At 69.7% G+C, this 15808-nt stretch carries 16 protein-coding genes and 1 pseudogene; 8 read left to right on the top strand and 9 right to left on the bottom strand.

What is annotated here, in order from left to right; translation table 11 throughout:
- Positions 1-6 precede the first annotated feature (6 nt).
- The 5 genes from V2J85_RS00925 to V2J85_RS00905 are packed head-to-tail and all read left to right on the top strand — an operon-like array spanning position 7 to position 5845.
- On the top strand, positions 7-819 hold the full coding sequence (locus V2J85_RS00925; protein ID WP_330820311.1) for a class I SAM-dependent DNA methyltransferase: 813 nt from the start codon (positions 7-9) through the stop codon (positions 817-819).
- 25 nt (positions 820-844) lie between these two features.
- Positions 845-2434 carry an ABC transporter substrate-binding protein gene (locus V2J85_RS00920; RefSeq protein WP_330820310.1) on the top strand — a complete coding sequence of 530 codons (1590 nt, stop codon included), beginning with the start codon at positions 845-847 and terminating at the stop codon, positions 2432-2434.
- Positions 2431-3384: an ABC transporter permease gene (locus V2J85_RS00915; RefSeq protein WP_330820309.1), complete on the top strand. Its 954-nt coding sequence runs from the start codon at positions 2431-2433 to the stop codon at positions 3382-3384. The genes V2J85_RS00920 and V2J85_RS00915 overlap by 4 nt, the downstream gene beginning before the upstream one ends.
- The gene (locus V2J85_RS00910) at positions 3381-4247 is read left to right on the top strand and encodes an ABC transporter permease (RefSeq protein ID WP_419836722.1); all 867 of its coding nucleotides are present in this window, start codon (positions 3381-3383) and stop codon (positions 4245-4247) included. Before V2J85_RS00915 ends, V2J85_RS00910 begins: the two co-directional genes overlap by 4 nt.
- Positions 4244-5845 carry an ABC transporter ATP-binding protein gene (locus tag V2J85_RS00905; RefSeq protein WP_419836721.1) on the top strand — a complete coding sequence of 534 codons (1602 nt, stop codon included), beginning with the start codon at positions 4244-4246 and terminating at the stop codon, positions 5843-5845. Before V2J85_RS00910 ends, V2J85_RS00905 begins: the two co-directional genes overlap by 4 nt.
- A 278-nt stretch (positions 5846-6123) precedes the next feature.
- Here the strand turns inward: V2J85_RS00905 and V2J85_RS00900 are convergent, their stop codons facing one another.
- The 3 genes and pseudogenes from V2J85_RS00900 to V2J85_RS00890 form a co-directional block, all read right to left on the bottom strand.
- On the bottom strand, positions 6124-7299 hold the full coding sequence (locus V2J85_RS00900; RefSeq protein WP_330820307.1) for a GTP-binding protein: 1176 nt from the start codon (positions 7297-7299) through the stop codon (positions 6124-6126).
- A gap of 9 nt (positions 7300-7308) precedes the next feature.
- The gene (gene rpmF, locus V2J85_RS00895; protein WP_006601600.1) at positions 7309-7479 is read right to left on the bottom strand and encodes a 50S ribosomal protein L32; all 171 of its coding nucleotides are present in this window, start codon (positions 7477-7479) and stop codon (positions 7309-7311) included.
- Positions 7480-7647: 168 nt separating this feature from the next.
- Positions 7648-8033: pseudogene (locus V2J85_RS00890) on the bottom strand (3-hydroxyacyl-CoA dehydrogenase NAD-binding domain-containing protein); the annotation flags it as partial.
- Between the two features lie 162 nt (positions 8034-8195).
- Here V2J85_RS00890 and V2J85_RS00885 point away from each other — a divergent pair.
- Complete coding sequence (locus V2J85_RS00885) at positions 8196-8624, top strand: hypothetical protein (RefSeq protein WP_330820306.1); 429 nt, start codon at positions 8196-8198, stop codon at positions 8622-8624.
- A gap of 49 nt (positions 8625-8673) precedes the next feature.
- Here the strand turns inward: V2J85_RS00885 and V2J85_RS00880 are convergent, their stop codons facing one another.
- Positions 8674-9714, bottom strand: a complete 1041-nt coding sequence (locus V2J85_RS00880; protein WP_330820305.1) for an aldo/keto reductase — start codon at positions 9712-9714, stop codon at positions 8674-8676.
- A gap of 191 nt (positions 9715-9905) precedes the next feature.
- On the opposite strand from V2J85_RS00880, the gene V2J85_RS00875 reads away from it, so the two are divergent.
- Positions 9906-10670, top strand: coding sequence for an SAM-dependent methyltransferase (locus tag V2J85_RS00875; protein ID WP_261953618.1), 765 nt, complete (start codon positions 9906-9908; stop codon positions 10668-10670).
- Between the two features lie 175 nt (positions 10671-10845).
- On the opposite strand, the gene V2J85_RS00870 is transcribed toward V2J85_RS00875, so the two are convergent.
- Together V2J85_RS00870 and V2J85_RS00865 are read right to left on the bottom strand one after the other, a co-directional pair.
- On the bottom strand, positions 10846-11901 hold the full coding sequence (locus V2J85_RS00870; RefSeq protein WP_261953619.1) for a hypothetical protein: 1056 nt from the start codon (positions 11899-11901) through the stop codon (positions 10846-10848).
- Between the two features lie 67 nt (positions 11902-11968).
- Positions 11969-12526 (bottom strand): zinc-dependent metalloprotease family protein, encoded by a 558-nt coding sequence (locus V2J85_RS00865; RefSeq protein WP_261953620.1) that lies wholly within the window; start codon positions 12524-12526, stop codon positions 11969-11971.
- A 491-nt stretch (positions 12527-13017) separates the two neighbouring features.
- On the opposite strand from V2J85_RS00865, the gene V2J85_RS00860 reads away from it, so the two are divergent.
- On the top strand, positions 13018-13485 hold the full coding sequence (locus V2J85_RS00860; RefSeq protein ID WP_261953621.1) for a carboxypeptidase regulatory-like domain-containing protein: 468 nt from the start codon (positions 13018-13020) through the stop codon (positions 13483-13485).
- Positions 13486-13683: 198 nt separating this feature from the next.
- Here V2J85_RS00860 and V2J85_RS00855 read toward each other — a convergent pair whose 3' ends face one another.
- The 3 genes from V2J85_RS00855 to V2J85_RS00845 form a co-directional block, all read right to left on the bottom strand.
- Positions 13684-14232 (bottom strand): YciI family protein, encoded by a 549-nt coding sequence (locus tag V2J85_RS00855; RefSeq protein ID WP_261953622.1) that lies wholly within the window; start codon positions 14230-14232, stop codon positions 13684-13686.
- A gap of 341 nt (positions 14233-14573) precedes the next feature.
- A complete protein-coding gene (locus tag V2J85_RS00850) occupies positions 14574-15431 on the bottom strand; it encodes a class I SAM-dependent methyltransferase (protein WP_261953623.1) in 858 nt (285 codons plus the stop codon).
- 32 nt (positions 15432-15463) lie between these two features.
- Positions 15464-15808, bottom strand: a complete 345-nt coding sequence (locus V2J85_RS00845) for a VOC family protein (protein ID WP_261953624.1) — start codon at positions 15806-15808, stop codon at positions 15464-15466.

Genomic DNA, 15808 nt, shown 5'->3' with positions numbered 1-15808 from the left:
GACGACATGACTCACACCGCCACTGACGACTTGCGCAACCTGCTCACCGACAACCCCGAGCTGTATGAGGCCCGTTTTCCCGACACCCACCGGCTGGCCGGACGCTGGACGGAGGACTGCCTGCGGCGGTACGGCGCGGGCCCGCGGGTGCTGGACATGGGCTGCGGCACCGGCCGTGACGCCGCCCACCTGCACGCCGTCGGCCGCAAGGTGACCGGCGCCGACCTCTCCGAGGCGATGCTCACCCACGCCCGCGCCCACCACCCCGGGCCCGCGTACGTCCGCGCCGACCTGCACGGGTTCGACCTGGGCCACGGCGCGTTCGACGCGGTCGTCTGCCTGGACAGCTCCCTGCTGTACTGCCACACCAATGCCCAGCTCGACGGCTTTCTGGCCTCCTGCCGGCGCGCGCTGTCCCCGGGCGGCCTGCTCGTCGCGGAGATGCGTAACGGTGCCTACTTCCTGGGCCGTACCGACCTGCTCGACACCCCCACCGTCCACGAATTCGCCTGGCAGGGATCGGTCCATCGGTCCACCACCACGCTCACGGTGGACCGCACCGCCCAACTCCTGCGCCGAAGCCGTGTATGGACCGCGGACGACGGATCACCGCCCGTCGAGCAGCGCTCCGCATGGCGGTTGCTGTTCCCGCAGGAACTCCGTCGTCTCCTGGCGGCACACGGTTTCGAGGTTCTCGACCTGCACGACGGTCCGGGCCCGCGCACCGAGCCGCCTTGGCGAGAAGGCATGCCCCCGGGCGACGCGACGGACGCCGACCGGCTGCACGTCGTCGCCCGGCTCGCCGAGCCGGCACTGTGACCCATCCACACCACGAGGAACCCGCATGACCGAAGAATCCGACACCCACCTCCCCTTCCCGGGCCTGCGCCGCCGCGGCTTCCTCGCCGCCACGGGCGCCGCCTCGCTCGGCGCCCTCGCGCTCAGCGGTTGCGGCGGACCCGGCTCCGACGACGGCAAGGGCACGGGCGACGGCCGGCCCCGGCGGGGCGGGCGGCTGCGCGCCGCCTTCGCCGGGGGCGGTGCGAGCGAGACCCTCGACCCCCACCTGGCCAACCTCTTCGCCGACGTCGCCCGCGCCAAGGCGCTCTTCGACAAACTCGCCGACTACGGCGCCGACCTGTCCGCGCAACCCCGCCTCGCCGAGAAGTGGCAGGCGAACAAGACCCTGGACCGCTGGCAGGTCACCCTGCGCAAGGCCACCTTCCACAACGGCAAGCCGGTCACCGCCCAGGACGTCCTGTACAGCTACCGCCGCATCGCCGACCCGACGAAGGGGTTCCGCGCCAAGGCGTCCCTGGAACCCATCGACCTCGACGCGAGCCACGCCACCGGCAAGCGGAGTATCGAGTTCGTCCTCAAGCGGCCCACCGCCGAATTCCCCAACATCCTGGCCGCGTTCGGCGCGTACATCGTTCCCGAGAACGCGACCGCCTTCGACGAGAAGCCGATCGGCTCCGGCCCCTTCCGCTGTGTCTCCTTCGCCCCCGGCCGCTCGGCCGTCTTCCGCCGCTACGACGACTACTGGGAGGGCGCCCCACACCTCGACGAGATCGAATTCGTCGTCGCCAACGAGGAGTCCGCACGCGTCAACGCACTCCTCGGCGGCCAGGTCGAGTACGCCCACGAACTCGACCCCACCACCGCCCGCGCGCACGAGGACAACGGGCAGATCGAGATCGTTCGGCTGCGCAACAGCGCCATGCAGGGCTTCGCGATGAAGACCGACCGCGCCCCGTTCGACGACAAGCGGGTACGCCAGGCGTTCTTCCTCATCGCCGACCGCAAGGAGTTCGTCGACGGCGCCCTGTCCGGCGCCGGCGAGATCGGCAACGACCTGTTCGGCAAGGGCTACGAGTACTACGCCGACGGCCTCCCCCAACGCGAACAGGACCTGGGACGCGCCCGCGCCCTGCTGAAGCAGGCCGGCGCCGAAAGGCTCAAGGTCACCCTCGACACCTCGGCCGTCGCCGCCGGATTCACCGAGGCCGCCACCATCTTCCGCGACCAGGCCGCCAAAGCAGGCGTCACCATCGACGTCAAGACAGGCAGCAAGGACACGTACTGGAGCGACATCCTCGACTCCGGCACCCTGTGCTGCTACCGCTCCGGAGCCATGCCCATCGAGGCCCATATCTCCCAACGGCTGCTCACCGGCTCCACCACCAACGCCACCAAGTGGCACCACAAGGACTTCGACGCCCTCTACCAGCAGGCGCAGTCCACCCCCGACACCAAGGACCGGGCGGCCGTCTACGCGCGCATGCAGCGCCGCCTGTACACCGACGGCGGCTTCCTGATCTGGGGCTTCGCCGACTGGATCCTGGGAACCGCACGCAAGGTGAAGGGGGTTGACCGGAAGGCGCCCGCCAACACGCTCGACTGGGCCCGGTTCGACAAGGTGTGGCTGGCGTGACGGGACTGCGCTCCTTCGTCGCCCGGCGGCTGCTCCTCGGCGTCGCACAGACCGTGGCCGTGGTGCTGCTGGTCTTCGCGCTCACCGAGGCGCTGCCGGGCGACGCCGCCGTCGCCCTCGCCGGCGACCAGCCCGACCCCGCCCGTATCGCCGCGATCCGCGAGGCCATGCACCTGGACCGGCCGGCATACGAGCGGTTGGCCGAGTGGGCGGCGGGCCTGGTGCACGGCGACTTCGGCACCTCCGTGACCTCCGGACGTCCCGTCAGCCAGTACCTCGCCGAAGGCTTCGGCCCCACCCTGCTGCTGGCCGCCCTCACCGTGGCACTGCTCGTCCCGGCCGGCTTCGGCCTGGGCGTACTGGCCGCCCGCCACGAAGGGCGACTCGCCGACCGACTGATCAGCTCCGTGACGCTCGCGGTCTACGCGGTCCCCGAATTCGCCCTCGGAATCTTGCTGGTGACCGTCTTCGCCCTCCACCTGGGCTGGCTGCCACCCACCGCCGTCGGCTACGGCACGGACCTGCTCGCCCATCCCGCAGCGCTGCTCCTGCCCGTCCTCGTCCTGCTCTCCCGACCGGTGTGCTCACTGGCCCGCCTGGTTCGTGCAGGCATGGTCGACGCCCTGGCCGCGCCCTACGCGGTGCACGCCCGCCGCTACGGCATCGGCGGCGCCCGCGTCCGCTACGCCCATGCCCTGCCCAACGCCCTCGCACCGGCCGTCCAGCAGCTCGCCCGCACCATCGACTGGCTGCTGTGCGGCGTCATCGTCGTGGAGGCCCTCTTCGTGATCCCCGGACTCGGGACCGTCCTGCTCAACGCCGTCGCCGAACGCGACGTACCGGTGGTGCAGGGCCTCGCCGTGGTGTTCGGCGTCCTGACCGTCGTGCTCAACCTCGGTGCCGACCTCGTCGCCCACCGACTCGCACCACGGGCGGGGGTGGCCGCGTGACCCACAAGCCCTCCACGCTCCTATCCGACACCTACGCCGTCGTCCAGCCACGCCGCGCCGGCCGCTACGCCCTCGGCCTCGCCGTCATCTCCGTACCCCTCGTCCTTGCCGTCCTGGGACCGGTGTTCGCGGCCGCCCCGGGAGCGCGGGCCGCCTCCTTCACCCCCGGCGACGGACACTGGTTCGGCACCGACTTCGTGGGCCGTGACGTGTGGCGTCAGGTCCTGCTCGGCGGCCGGCCGGTGGCGCTGACTGCGCTCGCCGCGACGGCTCTGGCCTACCTCGTGGCGCTGCCCGTCGGACTCATCGGAGCGCTCACCCACCGCCGCTGGCTGGAGGAGACGCTACTGCGACCGCTGGACGTGCTGCTGGCGGTGCCGTCCCTGCTGCTGATCCTGCTGGTGGCCTCCGTGCTCACACCGGACGCGGTCGGGCTGGCCCTGCTCGTCGCGCTGGTCAACGTCCCGGATGCGGCGCGGATCGTGCGCGCGGCCGCCGCCGACGCCGCGGCGCGTCCCGCAGTCGAGGCGTTGCGCATGCAGGGCGAGACGTGGTGGCGCACGGCTGTCGGATACGTCGGCCGCTCGATACTGCGCACCCTGGCCGCGGACGCCGGCACCCGGCTCACCGGCGTGCTGTACCTCGTGGCCACGGCCGCGTTCCTCGGTGTCGGCGTCGCGCCGGATGCCGCCGACTGGGCGGTGATGGTGGACCGCAACCGCACCGGACTGTTCGTGCAGCCCTGGGCCGTGGTGGTGCCCGCGCTGCTGATCGTCGCGCTGACCACGGGCAGCAACCTGCTCTTCGACGCGGCACTCCACAAGCCCGGTCGGCGCCGGGGAGAGAGGAAACCACGGCTGTGACCGAACGGAACGACACGACCGCACCGACGGGCGCGTGCACCGATGCCGAGCCGGCCCCGGTCGCGGAGATCCGTGACCTGCGGGTGGAGATCGATGGTCGGGCGATCGTGGACGGCGTGCACCTGCGGGCTCTGCCCGGCAAGGTGACGGCGCTCGTCGGAGCCTCCGGCAGCGGCAAGACCACCACGGGCCTCGCCCTGCTCGGCGCGTACCCGTCGGGTGCCCGGGTCACCGGCGACGTCCGCGTGGCGGCGGACGGCCCGGCCGGCTACGTGCCCCAGCATCCGGCGTCGGTCCTCAACCCCGCCCGCCGGGTCTCGGCGCTGCTGAACGACATCGCCCGCACCCAGGTGCGCGACCTACCTCGCCACGAGCGCCGGGCGGCCGCCCGCAAACGCATCCTGCAAGCGCTGTCCGACGCCCAGCTCCCGCACGCCGAAGCCCTGTTGCGGCGCTATCCACACCAACTGTCCGGGGGCCAGCAGCAGCGCGTCGTCCTCGCCCAGGCGCTGCTGCTGGGGGCCCGCGTCATCGTCGCCGACGAACCCACCACCGGCCAGGACGCGTTGACCAAGAGCCGCATCGTCGACCAGCTGGCAGCGCTGGCGGCCCGCGGCATCGCGGTCGTACTGCTCAGCCACGACCTCGATGTGGTGCATGCACTCGCCGACGAGGTCCTCGTCATGCGGGCGGGCCGGGTCGTGGAGTCGGGCCCGGTCCAGCGGTTGTGGCTCGCACCGCGTCACGAGTGGACCCGCCAACTGCTCGATACCCGACCGTCGTCCACCGGGCACGAGCCCCCGTCCGACACCGGACGGCCCGTCCTGCGCGTACGCCACCTCACCGCCCGCCACCGGGATGGTGCCCACGGCCCCACCGTGGTGCTACGCACCCCAGAACTCGCCCTGCACCCTGGTGAGTCGCTCGCTGTCGTCGGCCGCTCGGGCAGCGGAAAGACCACCCTCGCCCGCTGCCTGGCCGGCCTCCACCGCGACCACGACGGCCAGGTCCACCTCGACGGCACCCCACTGCCGCGCAGCGTACGGCAGCGCAGTCGCGCGCAGTTGGCGGCTGTGCAGTACGTCTTCCAGGACGCACGGGCCGCCTTCGACGAGCACCGCCCCGTCCTCGACCAGGTCGCCCGCACGGCGGTACGCCTGCGTGGACTCGACCACGAGTCGGCCGTTCAAGAGGCCCTGGCCACACTGACCGGCCTTGGCCTCCCGCCTGAGGCGACCCACCGCCTTCCCTCGGAGCTGTCCGGCGGCGAACTGCAGCGCGCGGCTCTGGCCCGCGCGCTGTTGGCCCGGCCCCGGGTCCTGATCTGCGACGAGATCACCTCTGGCCTCGACACCGTCACGCGCCGCGGCATCCTGGACGCCCTCACGGATCTGCTGCGCGACCGTGCGGACGTGTCCCTCATGCTGATCACCCACGACCTGGAGTCCGCGCGCCTGGCCCACCGCATCGCCGTGCTGGAGGCGGGCGAGCTGGTCGAACAGGGCCCGGCCCACCGCATACTGACCGAGCCGCGGCACCCGTTCACGGTCTCGCTCATGGAGACGACGGCACGTCTTGAGGCGAAGACCGGGGCCTGATCCAGCCCTCGGGACAATGATTCCCCCGCCGGCGGGGGTGTCATCCTCCCACTGTCATGGCCGACGTGGTACGCCGCCGAGGACACCTGTGGCTGTCCGGCCCCGGTCTGCGGCGGTCGTAGCACTCGTCAAGGCAGGCGGCTACCTGGTGTTTCACCGTCACAAGGCACACCGGTGCCCCCGTGCTCACTGCGAGCGCGGGGGCACCGGTGTACGCACCGTCGTGCATACCGGGTTGGGCGGTGCCGTGGCTGCGACCACCTCCCAACCCGGAGCTTTCAAGCCTGCGGCACCAGGTCGGGGCCGAGGTGCTCGTGCTCGCAGGCGTCGTCGATTCCGTACGTGTCCCATGCGGGGAACGGGTCGTCGCAGGGCTGCTCCCCGTCGGCCAGGAGGCAGTCGGCAAGAGCGGTGTGCAGTGCCTCAGCGCGCAACTCCGTCCCGATGAAGACCAGTTCCTGTCCCTGGCTGTCGCAGACGGCACGGGCACCGGACGGCTCGAAGCGGGCGACGGCGCCCGCCTGTGACCACAACCCGGTGACGTTCGGGCGGCTGGCGAGCCAGAAGAAGCCTTTCGAGCGCAGGACGTTGCCGTAGGCGCCGCTGTCGAGGCCCTCGGTGACGAAGGTCCACAGGCGGCCGGGATGGAACGGCGTATCGGCGCGGAAGACCGTGCTGGAGATGCCGTATTCCTCGGTCTCCGGGACGTGGTCGCCGTTGAGTTCCCGTACCCAGCCGGGGGCCTGCTGGGCCCGTTCGAGGTCGAAGAGCCCGGTGCCGAGGATGTCGCAGGGGTTCACCTGTCCGTGCCGGGCGGGCACGATCCGGGCGGCTGGATTGAGACGGGCGAGTGCGGCCTGAAGGTGATCGGCGCTGTCTGCATCGACGAGGTCGGTCTTGTTGAGGACGATGACGTCGGCGAATTCGATCTGGTCCATCAGCAGGTCGCTGACGGTGCGCTCATCGTCTTCGTACTGGTCCAGTCCCCGCTCGACCAGCCCGTCGCCTCCGGTCAGCTCCGGCAGGAAGTTGGCGGCGTCGACAACGGTGACCATGGTGTCGAGCCTGGCGAGGTCACCCAGGGTCGCTCCGTCGTCGCGGGGGAAGGCGAAGGTGGCTGCGACGGGCATCGGTTCCGAGATGCCGCTGGACTCGATGAGGAGGTAGTCGAAGCGGCCTTCGTGGGCCAGCCTGTCGACCTCTTCGAGCAGATCGTCGCGCAGGGTGCAGCAGATGCAGCCGTTGGTCATCTCGACCAGGCGGTCCTCGGTGCGGGAGAGGGCGGCTTCACCCCCGCGCACCAGGGTCGCGTCGATGTTGATCTCGCTCATGTCGTTCACGATGACCGCGACGCGCAGGCCCTCCCGGTTGCTCAGGACGTGACGGAGCAGGGTCGTCTTGCCAGCGCCGAGGAAGCCCGACAGGACGGTGACGGGCAGTCGGTTGTGCGTCATTCCGTCGGCTCAGCTCTCCGGGCGCAGCAGCCCGCGCTCGTACGCCTTGGCCAGCCGCTGCGGGACCAGGTACGGGGTGCCGTCGACGGTGACGGGCACGAGCTGGGGAGTCGTGGCCTTCCACTGGGCCCGGCGGTGGCGGGTGTTGCTGCGGGACATCTTCCGCTTCGGTACGGCCATGACGACCTCCTGCGTTGTCGGGTGAGGCGGGATGAAACGCTATATGAAAACGACTGTCATTGCCAAATGGATTATGCGGCGGGGCGCGAAGCAACTCAGTCACTGCTTCGCGCCCCGTTCCACAGGAGCCGCGCGGGTCCCTCAACCCGGCGGCGGAGCCGGGGCCCCTCAGCCCCGGTGGTAGGTGTGGAACCCCCGCCCCGTCTTGCGGCCCAGCAGGCCCGCCTCCACCATCCGCTGGAGCAGCGGTGGCGGCGCGTAGAGGGGTTCTTTGAATGCGTCGTACAGGGACTCCGCGATCGAGGCGACGGTGTCCAGCCCGATCAGGTCCGCGAGTTGGTGTGGAGGGAGGTGACGACCTCCACCAGAGGAAGGACCGGGACGGGGTTGAAGAAGTGCAGGCCGACGACCCGGTCGGCGCGCCGGGTCGCCATGCCCAGGCGCATGACGGGGAGGGAGGAGGTGTGCGTGGCGAGCACGGCCTGAGGATCCTCCACGATCTTGTCGAGCGCGGCGAAGACCTCGGTCTTGGCCTCGGCGTTCGGCACTCCGGCGCGGCCCGTGCCTACTGGCGATATGCGACCACGCAAAGGGCACGCCCACCTCGAAACGCTCCCGCCGTACGCCGTGTTGGCGGGCGGCATCCTGGAACGTATCCCGGGCCGGGCACGAGGACCGACATGTTTGTCCGGGCGGGGGAGGGCAACGCGAGGTCCATGAAGGAATCCAGCAACGAGACGAGTCAGAAGTCCGAACAGAAGCGGAAGGCCGCCGCACAGGCCCGGCGGACGGCGGAGCGGGCAACGGCACCGGCCGGCCGCGGGGCGAAGAAGGCCGTTGCCACCACCGACGACGCGGTGTCAGCCGCGGAGGCCGGCACCGAGCGAGCGGCCGAGGCCACGAGCGCGGCCGCCCGCACGGCGGCCCGGCGCGTCGAATCGGGGCGGCAGGCGCTGATCACGGCCTCGGGCCGGGTCGCGGCCACGGCCAAGACGGCCTGGGTGGTGCTTGCCCACCGCAAGTGGGTAGCCACCGGCATGGGCGCGGGCGCCATCGCGCTGACCGCGGCGTCCTACGGGATAGGCCGCCGTGCCGAGCGTCATTCGCACGGGCCCCTCACCCGCCTCACCCAAGGCCGTATCTGAATTCGAGAGCCTGCCGGTCCTCCCACCGTTCGACGACCACCTGTCGCCTTCACGCGTGGCGGGCGGGACCGCTGCCCGCGCCCGAGACCGTGATCGCGTGGGCGATCTCCGCTATGTCGGCAGGGGTCAGTTCCAACGAGCCCGTTCCGATCCAGCCGTCCACCTGGGCGGCCTTGCGCGCGCCCACGATCGCCCCGGTGATGCCGGGCCAGGCGAGCACCCAGGCGATGGTCACCTCGGCGACGGTGCGCCCATGGCGTACAGCGATCGGCCGCAGCGCCTCGGCGAGCTGGAGGTTGGCGGTCAGGCCGGTCGTGAAGTCGTGGTGGGCGGTCCGCCAATCCTCGGCGGGCAGCCCGGCCACGCGCTCGGCGGAGAAGGCCCCGGTCAGTAGGCCGGACTGCAGCGGCGAGTAGACGATCACGCCGGTCTCGTGCGCGCGTGCCCAGGCGATCTCAGCGGCGGAGGACCGGTTGATCGCCGAGAACGGCGGCTGGATGACGTCGACATGGGCGATCTGCTCGGCCGCCTGGAGCAGGTCGGGCGTGTGATTGGACAGCCCGATCGCCCGCACCTTGCCTTCGGCCTTCAGGTCCGCCATGACCTGCCAGTACTCCTCCAGCGGCGTGGCGTTGGGCGATACCGCTCCGAAGCCGCCACCGGCGTACTCCAGCGATTCGCCGGTGTCGGGATAGTGCACCTGGTACAGGTCGATGTGGTCGACGCCCAGCCGCCGCAGCGAGTCTTCGAGCTCGCGGCGGACACTGGCCGGCTTCATGATCCGCCGAGGCGCGGCCGACGGATTGTCCGGGTCCCAGACCAGGCCGACCTTGGTGAAGAGGTACGGGCGATCGGCCTGTGGCAGGCCGGCGACGGCCTTGCCGACCAGTTCCTCCGAATGGCCCAGGCCGTACACCGCGGCGGTGTCGATCCAGTTGACGCCCGCGTCCAGTGCGTGGCGGATCGCGGCGATGGACTCGGCGTCGTCCGTGGCACCCCAGCTGAAGGTCCAGCCCGAGCCCGAGACGGCCCACGAACCGAAGCCCAACCGAGAAATCTCCATGCCCGTACGGCCAAGCATGACAGTCATGAGTGATGCGCTCCCGTGAATCGGAATGCCGGATCCGTTCCGGCGGATTCCACTCTCGGCGCTCCACGCGAGGGCGGGCAGTGCTCGGCGCTGCCTAGGCACGCCACGACCAGGCGCGCGCAAAGTCAGCATGCGCTGCGCGTCACAAAAGGGTTTGTGCCCGCCGGAGAGGTCGGCTTGAGTTCGTGCCCGTGACTGCCTTGAACGATCTCGTACGACCGGACCGCTACCCGCGCTCGTCCCGCTATGACCCGGCGTGGCTCGTCGGCCTGGACATGGGGCCCAATCCGCTGTGGCTCCTTGAGGACCTCGCCCGCGATCTCGATCTGCGCCCTGGGATGAGGGTGCTCGACCTCGGTTCGGGCAAGGGGGCCACGTCGGTGTTCCTGGCCCGCGAGTACGGCGTGGACGTCGTCGCCGCCGACTGGTGGGTCCCCGCGGAGGACGCGGTTGCGGTGTTCGCCGAGGCGGGGGTCGCCGACCGGGTCGAGGCCGTCCAGGCAGAGGCGCACGTCCTGCCGTTCGAGCCGGAAAGCTTCGACGCGATCGTGAGCATCGATGCCTTCGAGTACTTCGGCACGGCGGACAGCTACCTGCCCTACCTGATGCGGTTCCTGCGCCCCGGCGGCCAGTTGGGCGTGGCCACGCCGGGCATGAGCCGGGAGGTCCGCGAACTCGGGACGATCCCGGCCCACATCAAGCGGGTCGTCGGCTGGGAGGCGATCGCCTGGCACACGGCCGAGTGGTGGCGCTTCCAGTGGGAGATCACCGAGCTGGTGGACGTCACGTCCGCCCGGCTCCAGGAAGACGCCTGGCGGGACTGGCTGCTCTGGGCACGGGCCTGCGCCGAGCAGCAGCCCGGCGGCTTGACGGCCAACCAGCCCGTCATCGACATGCTCACCGAAGACGGTGGGGAGTTTCTCTCCTTTGCCCTGGTGACCGCCCGCAAGAGGTGACCGGGAGAGGCGGCCGGCGGGCGGTCAGCTCCGTGCACCTTGTGCTAGTGGGGCAGGCATTCCACTCGGGGCACGTCCTCGCCTGCGAGTCCGGACCTTGGAGGCCACTCATGCACCGCAGCCGGCGCGTTCGAGGGCATGCCTCGGGTCGGTTGCGCCTCGGCCGTCGAGAGGTTCAGTCCGCCGCTTCCGGCTCCAGCCGATCGGTGACGATCTCGGTCATCGACAGGCAGTCGCCGCCGAGGGTGACTCCGCCCGCGGTCACGCTCGGCGTGAGGGAGATGGGGCAGGCACCGGGACGGTCGATGGCGAAGAGACCGAAGGTGGCAGTCCCATTGGCGATCTCATCGCTGTTGGCGTGGCCGAAATAGGCCTCAGCCCCGTTGGGCTGGCAGAGCATCACATGGAATCCGCCGGTGCCATCGGGCCAGGTGAGGACCAGGTAGCGCACGGAGTAGTCCGTGCCGAGCGGCGCGAGTGTGGTGACCACCCCGGCGAGCGACGGCCCCTGCAGGAACGTGTCCGGCATGCCCATCTGGATGTCGGAGTCGATGCAGAGCAGCATCCGTTCGTCCCCGCACTCAATGGCGAGCATCCCCTCCCGTTCCGGCCGTACCAGGTACAGCTCACCGGCCGGCATCCGGCTCAGCAGCGCGAAGTCCTCCTCCGTCGGCGCAGAGGTGTTGATGAAGAACACCTTGTCCTCGTTGGCCGGGATCGCAACGATGCGTGAATCGTCCGCGGGCGTGAGTTCAAAGCCCGACCGCCCCGCCCGGTAGGCGATCACCGACAGCGCGAAGGCGGCCTGGTCGCCGACCGGATCCCCGGCCGGGGGCGCCATCTGGGCGAGGGCGTCCAGCGAATCGGAGCGGGCCACCTGCTGCAGGGTGCGCCAGGCGGCCAGCGCGATGACCGGTTCGTCGGAGACGGCCGCGGCCTGGGCCAACGGAACGGCGTCCTGGCCCATCACCGCGGCACGGTCGAGCGCTGCGGCGACCGTGAAGGGGTCGGGCGCAGGCTCCGCCAGGACCTGGCCGACCGCCTGGGCCAGCGCCCCCAGCGGGCTCGGGTCGATCAGGGAGAGGATGCCCAGTGCGCGGACCCGGTTTTCGTCGTCCGCGGCGAGCGCACGGCCGAGGGCGTCGGCGAGGTCGTCGGCGTCGAGCGCGGCCAGGAGCGAGGGGTCCGCCTCGTCCTTGGACGCGAGCAGTTGGTCGATGCGGTCGGTCATGGTCTCCGCGCCTCTCTCGCAACCCTCTGGGGTGTGACAGGGGGTCTGACCTACAGGGTGATCTGACCTACAGGGTGACCTGGCAATGTGTGATCATCTTGACCGCCTGGGCGGGCGTGACCCCCGTGTTGGTACCCGACTGCGCCCGCATGAAGTTCGCGGGGCCGCACAGCGATTCGTCCTTCTCGCAGTGCGGCAGGCCCAGGAAGTGACCGACCTCGTGGGCGAAGGTGTTGCCGCTGTCCGCCGTGCTGCCGTTCAGGGACACCACCGGTGCTCTCAGCCCACCCCTGGCCTTGTTCTTCCCGCACGCGCCGGGCGTGGGGGCGTATCCGACGTCCGTGGGATGGAACATGCGCTTCACGACGAACACATCGAGAGCGTCGTTGCTGCGCACGGCAAACCGGTCGGCCAGGGCTGCGGCGTCGGCCGAGTTGAAGATGATCGCGTCCACCCCGGCGACCCTGTGCTGGATCTTGAAGCGGTTTACCGTACCGATCACCGGACCATGGGTGGCGAAGATCGTCTTCATGATGTCCACGGAGTCGTTGACCTGCTTCAACTCGGCCGGAGTGAAGATGTCCTCCGAGACGACGATCAGGTTGATGTCGAAGTGCACGGCCATGACGGCTCCAGAGGTGGCGATGCCGGGGGCGACGACTCCAGAGATCTCTCAGCAAAAGGATGACGCCGGATCCGGGGCGCCGCCACTTGACGGTTTCTCTCGACTTCTCTCGACGGTTTTCCTTGTGCCATCGGGTGTTGTCGGGTCGTCCCAAGCCTTCGTCCGGGGACCTGCCGCCTCAAGTGGTGGCGGGTTTCGAGCTCGGACAGACTGGGTGAAAGGGAGGGATCGAAGGCGCTTGCACGTCATTCGGTGCGAGGCATTCCTATGGGTTCCTCAGGAACACACATGGTGGCTACCTGCCCGGCTTTTCAGGTAGCGCCGGTCACCCTGTATCCGATAGCGAATGAGCGGGAGCCTACGTCTGGCGAGGTGAGCACGTCACGACCGAGGCATGGAGCTGACCACCCCGACCGCTGATGCCTCGTGCGACCAAGGTTGCGTCGGCCGTGCGCGCCATATGCGGCGCGTCTCGCTGGGAGGAGACCTTCATGCATGGCCATGTGCGAACCATCGATGGAAATGAACCGATTCGGCTGATCCAGGTCAGCGTCTACCGTCGCGATCTGTCGCGCATCAAGCACGTCTATACGGACGATCAGGGGCGTTACGACGTGGAGATTCCCTCCGGTGAATCAGTCACCGTTCGGTTCGACACCCATCCCACCCTCAACAACGCAGAGGACTGGCAGCCTTCCGTGGTCTCCAACGTGGTGCCCGACAACGCCGTACCTTTGGACCGCTGCCTGCTGCGCAGCGGTCAGGACGCCGATCCGGCATCGGCCGTGGACGCTCTGGGCGGGTATCTCTTTGCGGCGGCGTTGGGCGACGCGGAGGCGGAGGGGGAGGACGGCTACGCGGCCACGGCACGGGCACGCCTGTCCAGGCTCAAACAGCACACCCAGGCGCTTCAGGAAGTCCAGGAACGGCTTCACCGTCATTTCAGCGGACAGGCATAGCAGGGGCACCGTGGCCGTGCAGTTGGTCCATGGAGTCGGCTGTCTCGTGCAGAGGGAGCCACAGCTGGTCGAGAGGGTCGACGCTGCCGTTGACGCAGCGCGTTCGCGCAACTCGACCAGCCCGTGAGCTCCGTGCGAAGCACGATTCTCGTCGCCGCGGAAGCCGCCGTCCTGGACCTCCTGTGGAGTGTCCTTGGGTCACCGCCGCCCGCCGAACTCCCAGTCGTGGACCTCGATGTCGGCATACCGGTCCGCAGTCAGGATGGCGCGTGCAGAGTCCGGGGCCAGGGCCCGGACCAGCGCTGCCGTGCCCAGCCAGGTGGCGCCGTCGTCGGACAACAGTGGCCCGTACGCGATCACATCGTCCTGGTGAGGTGGCACATCGACGTCGGCGGGCTGCCCCGAGCCGAGGCCGAGCACCAGGTACCGATTGCCACCGGTCCGGCCTCCAGGGAAATCCCACATGGTGCGCCCCAGCAGGTTGCGCCACCGACGCAGCAGCACATCCCGGTACACACCGGCCTGGTAGTTGGGCTCGTCGAAGGCGAACGCGCGGGCGGCGGCGGGGTCCGGCAGGTCGACGATGTGGAGGCTGCCGCTGGGCGTTTCGCCGTCACTGGCGAACGTCGGGCCGCGAGCGATGATCTCCTTCTCGTACCGGTCCATGTAGGACCAGTGCTCTTCCACCAGCTCGTTGCGCAACGTGAGGGATCCGGGCCGGTCGCGGTGGTAGCAGAAGTACTCCATGCTCCAGACCCTCCCTGAGATTCGGCAGCATCTCAACGGCCTTTCGCAACGAATACCACACGCTCCACACGCGGGCGTCGTTCCCTCAGACGGCCTCAGTGGAAGATCCTCACCGTGGAGCCGGTTGCCCGGGAGCGCACCTATTGGATCTCCCGCCGCCGAGGAGTGAAGTATCCCTCGGCCGAGGACCTCCTCGACTGATCCGTCGCCCGCAACGATCCGCGAGCTCTCCCGCAGCACCCGTTGTTATCCGCCGCCACATGAGATGGCCTGAGGCACGGGCGGGTGCCCTCGGCGGAAGGCGCGCAGGCTTCCTGGAACGGATGCCGAGGAGGGGGGCGTCAGGTGGTGGCCAGCAGCAGGTCTTCTCCGCTTGTCGGGCGGAGGCCGTCGGTGCGACCGGCGAAGTAGCGCTCGGCGAGGGAACGCCCCGACACGTGTCGGGTGTCTTCGAAGCCGGCTTCACGGGCCAGTGCCAGCATCTCGGACGGGGTGTAGAAGCTGATGAACGGCGTTCCGGATGCTTGCGCGCCTGCCTTGCTCGTCCGGAGGCCGGAGCGATCGGCGTCGTCGAGCAGTTCGGCCGGCAGCAGGAAGGACATGGCGAGCGTCGATCCGGGTGCGAGCCCCGTGATCTGGCGCAGGGTGGCCGCGGTGGCCTCTTTGGTGAGGTACATGGTGACGCCGGTGGAGACGATGACCGCCGGCCGGGTGGAATCGAAGCCGGCAGCGGCCAGCTTCTTCAGCCAGTCTTCGCTCGCCTCGAAGTCGACCGGCACCAGGTGCAGCCAGTCGGGGATGCCGTAGCCGAGTTCGACCAGGCGGTGGCGCTTCCATGCCTGGGTTCCGGGCTGGTCGACCTCGAAGACCCGTAGGCGGGAGGCGATCTCCGGCCTGCGCTGGGCGAAGGTGTCCAGGCCGGCTCCCAGGATGACGTACTGGGTGACACCTCGGTCGGCCTGCTCAGTGATCAGGTCCTCGATGAAACGGGCGCGGGCCACCATGGCTGCCCGGAATCCTCTGGTGGTGTGCGGGTCCATGTCGGGGCGGTGGCGCCAGTCGGCGTCCGGGGCCGCCAGCCGCAGACCGATCTCGTCCTTGAGCACGTGCGGTGGCGGGTCGACCTGGACGTGCATTGCCCGCCACAGGGCGGTCCGCACCGCAGTGTTGTCCGGTGCCTCGATCTGTGCGTCTGCCATGGTGTTCCCCCTTCTTCCCCTTCGCTGCACAGTCAGTTCTTGGTGGGAGCTTGGAGGCTCCACAGACGCCCGTCGGGGTCGCGGACGGTCATCTCCTTGGTCCCGTAATGGGTGTCCTCGAACGGTGTGACCACCTCGACGGCAGGATCGGGACGGAACGTGTCTGCGTTCGGTACCTTCAACACCATCTGCGTCTGGGGCTCCTGGTCCGCGGGGACCTCGGCGATGAAGACGTATGGCCCGTCGCCGTTGCGGAGCCGGCCGGAGTTGTGGTCGGTCGAGAACTCCAACTCGTAGCCCAGCGCCTGGAAGAACTTCGCCGCCTTACCCCAGTTGTGGGTCGTCAGGAACACGGCCTCGATGCCTTCGGTCGCCAT

Origin of the sequence: Streptomyces bugieae, assembly GCF_036352915.1 — a bacterium.
GTDB lineage: Bacteria > Actinomycetota > Actinomycetes > Streptomycetales > Streptomycetaceae > Streptomyces > Streptomyces endophytica.
This window is presented reverse-complemented; position numbering and strand designations above follow the sequence as displayed.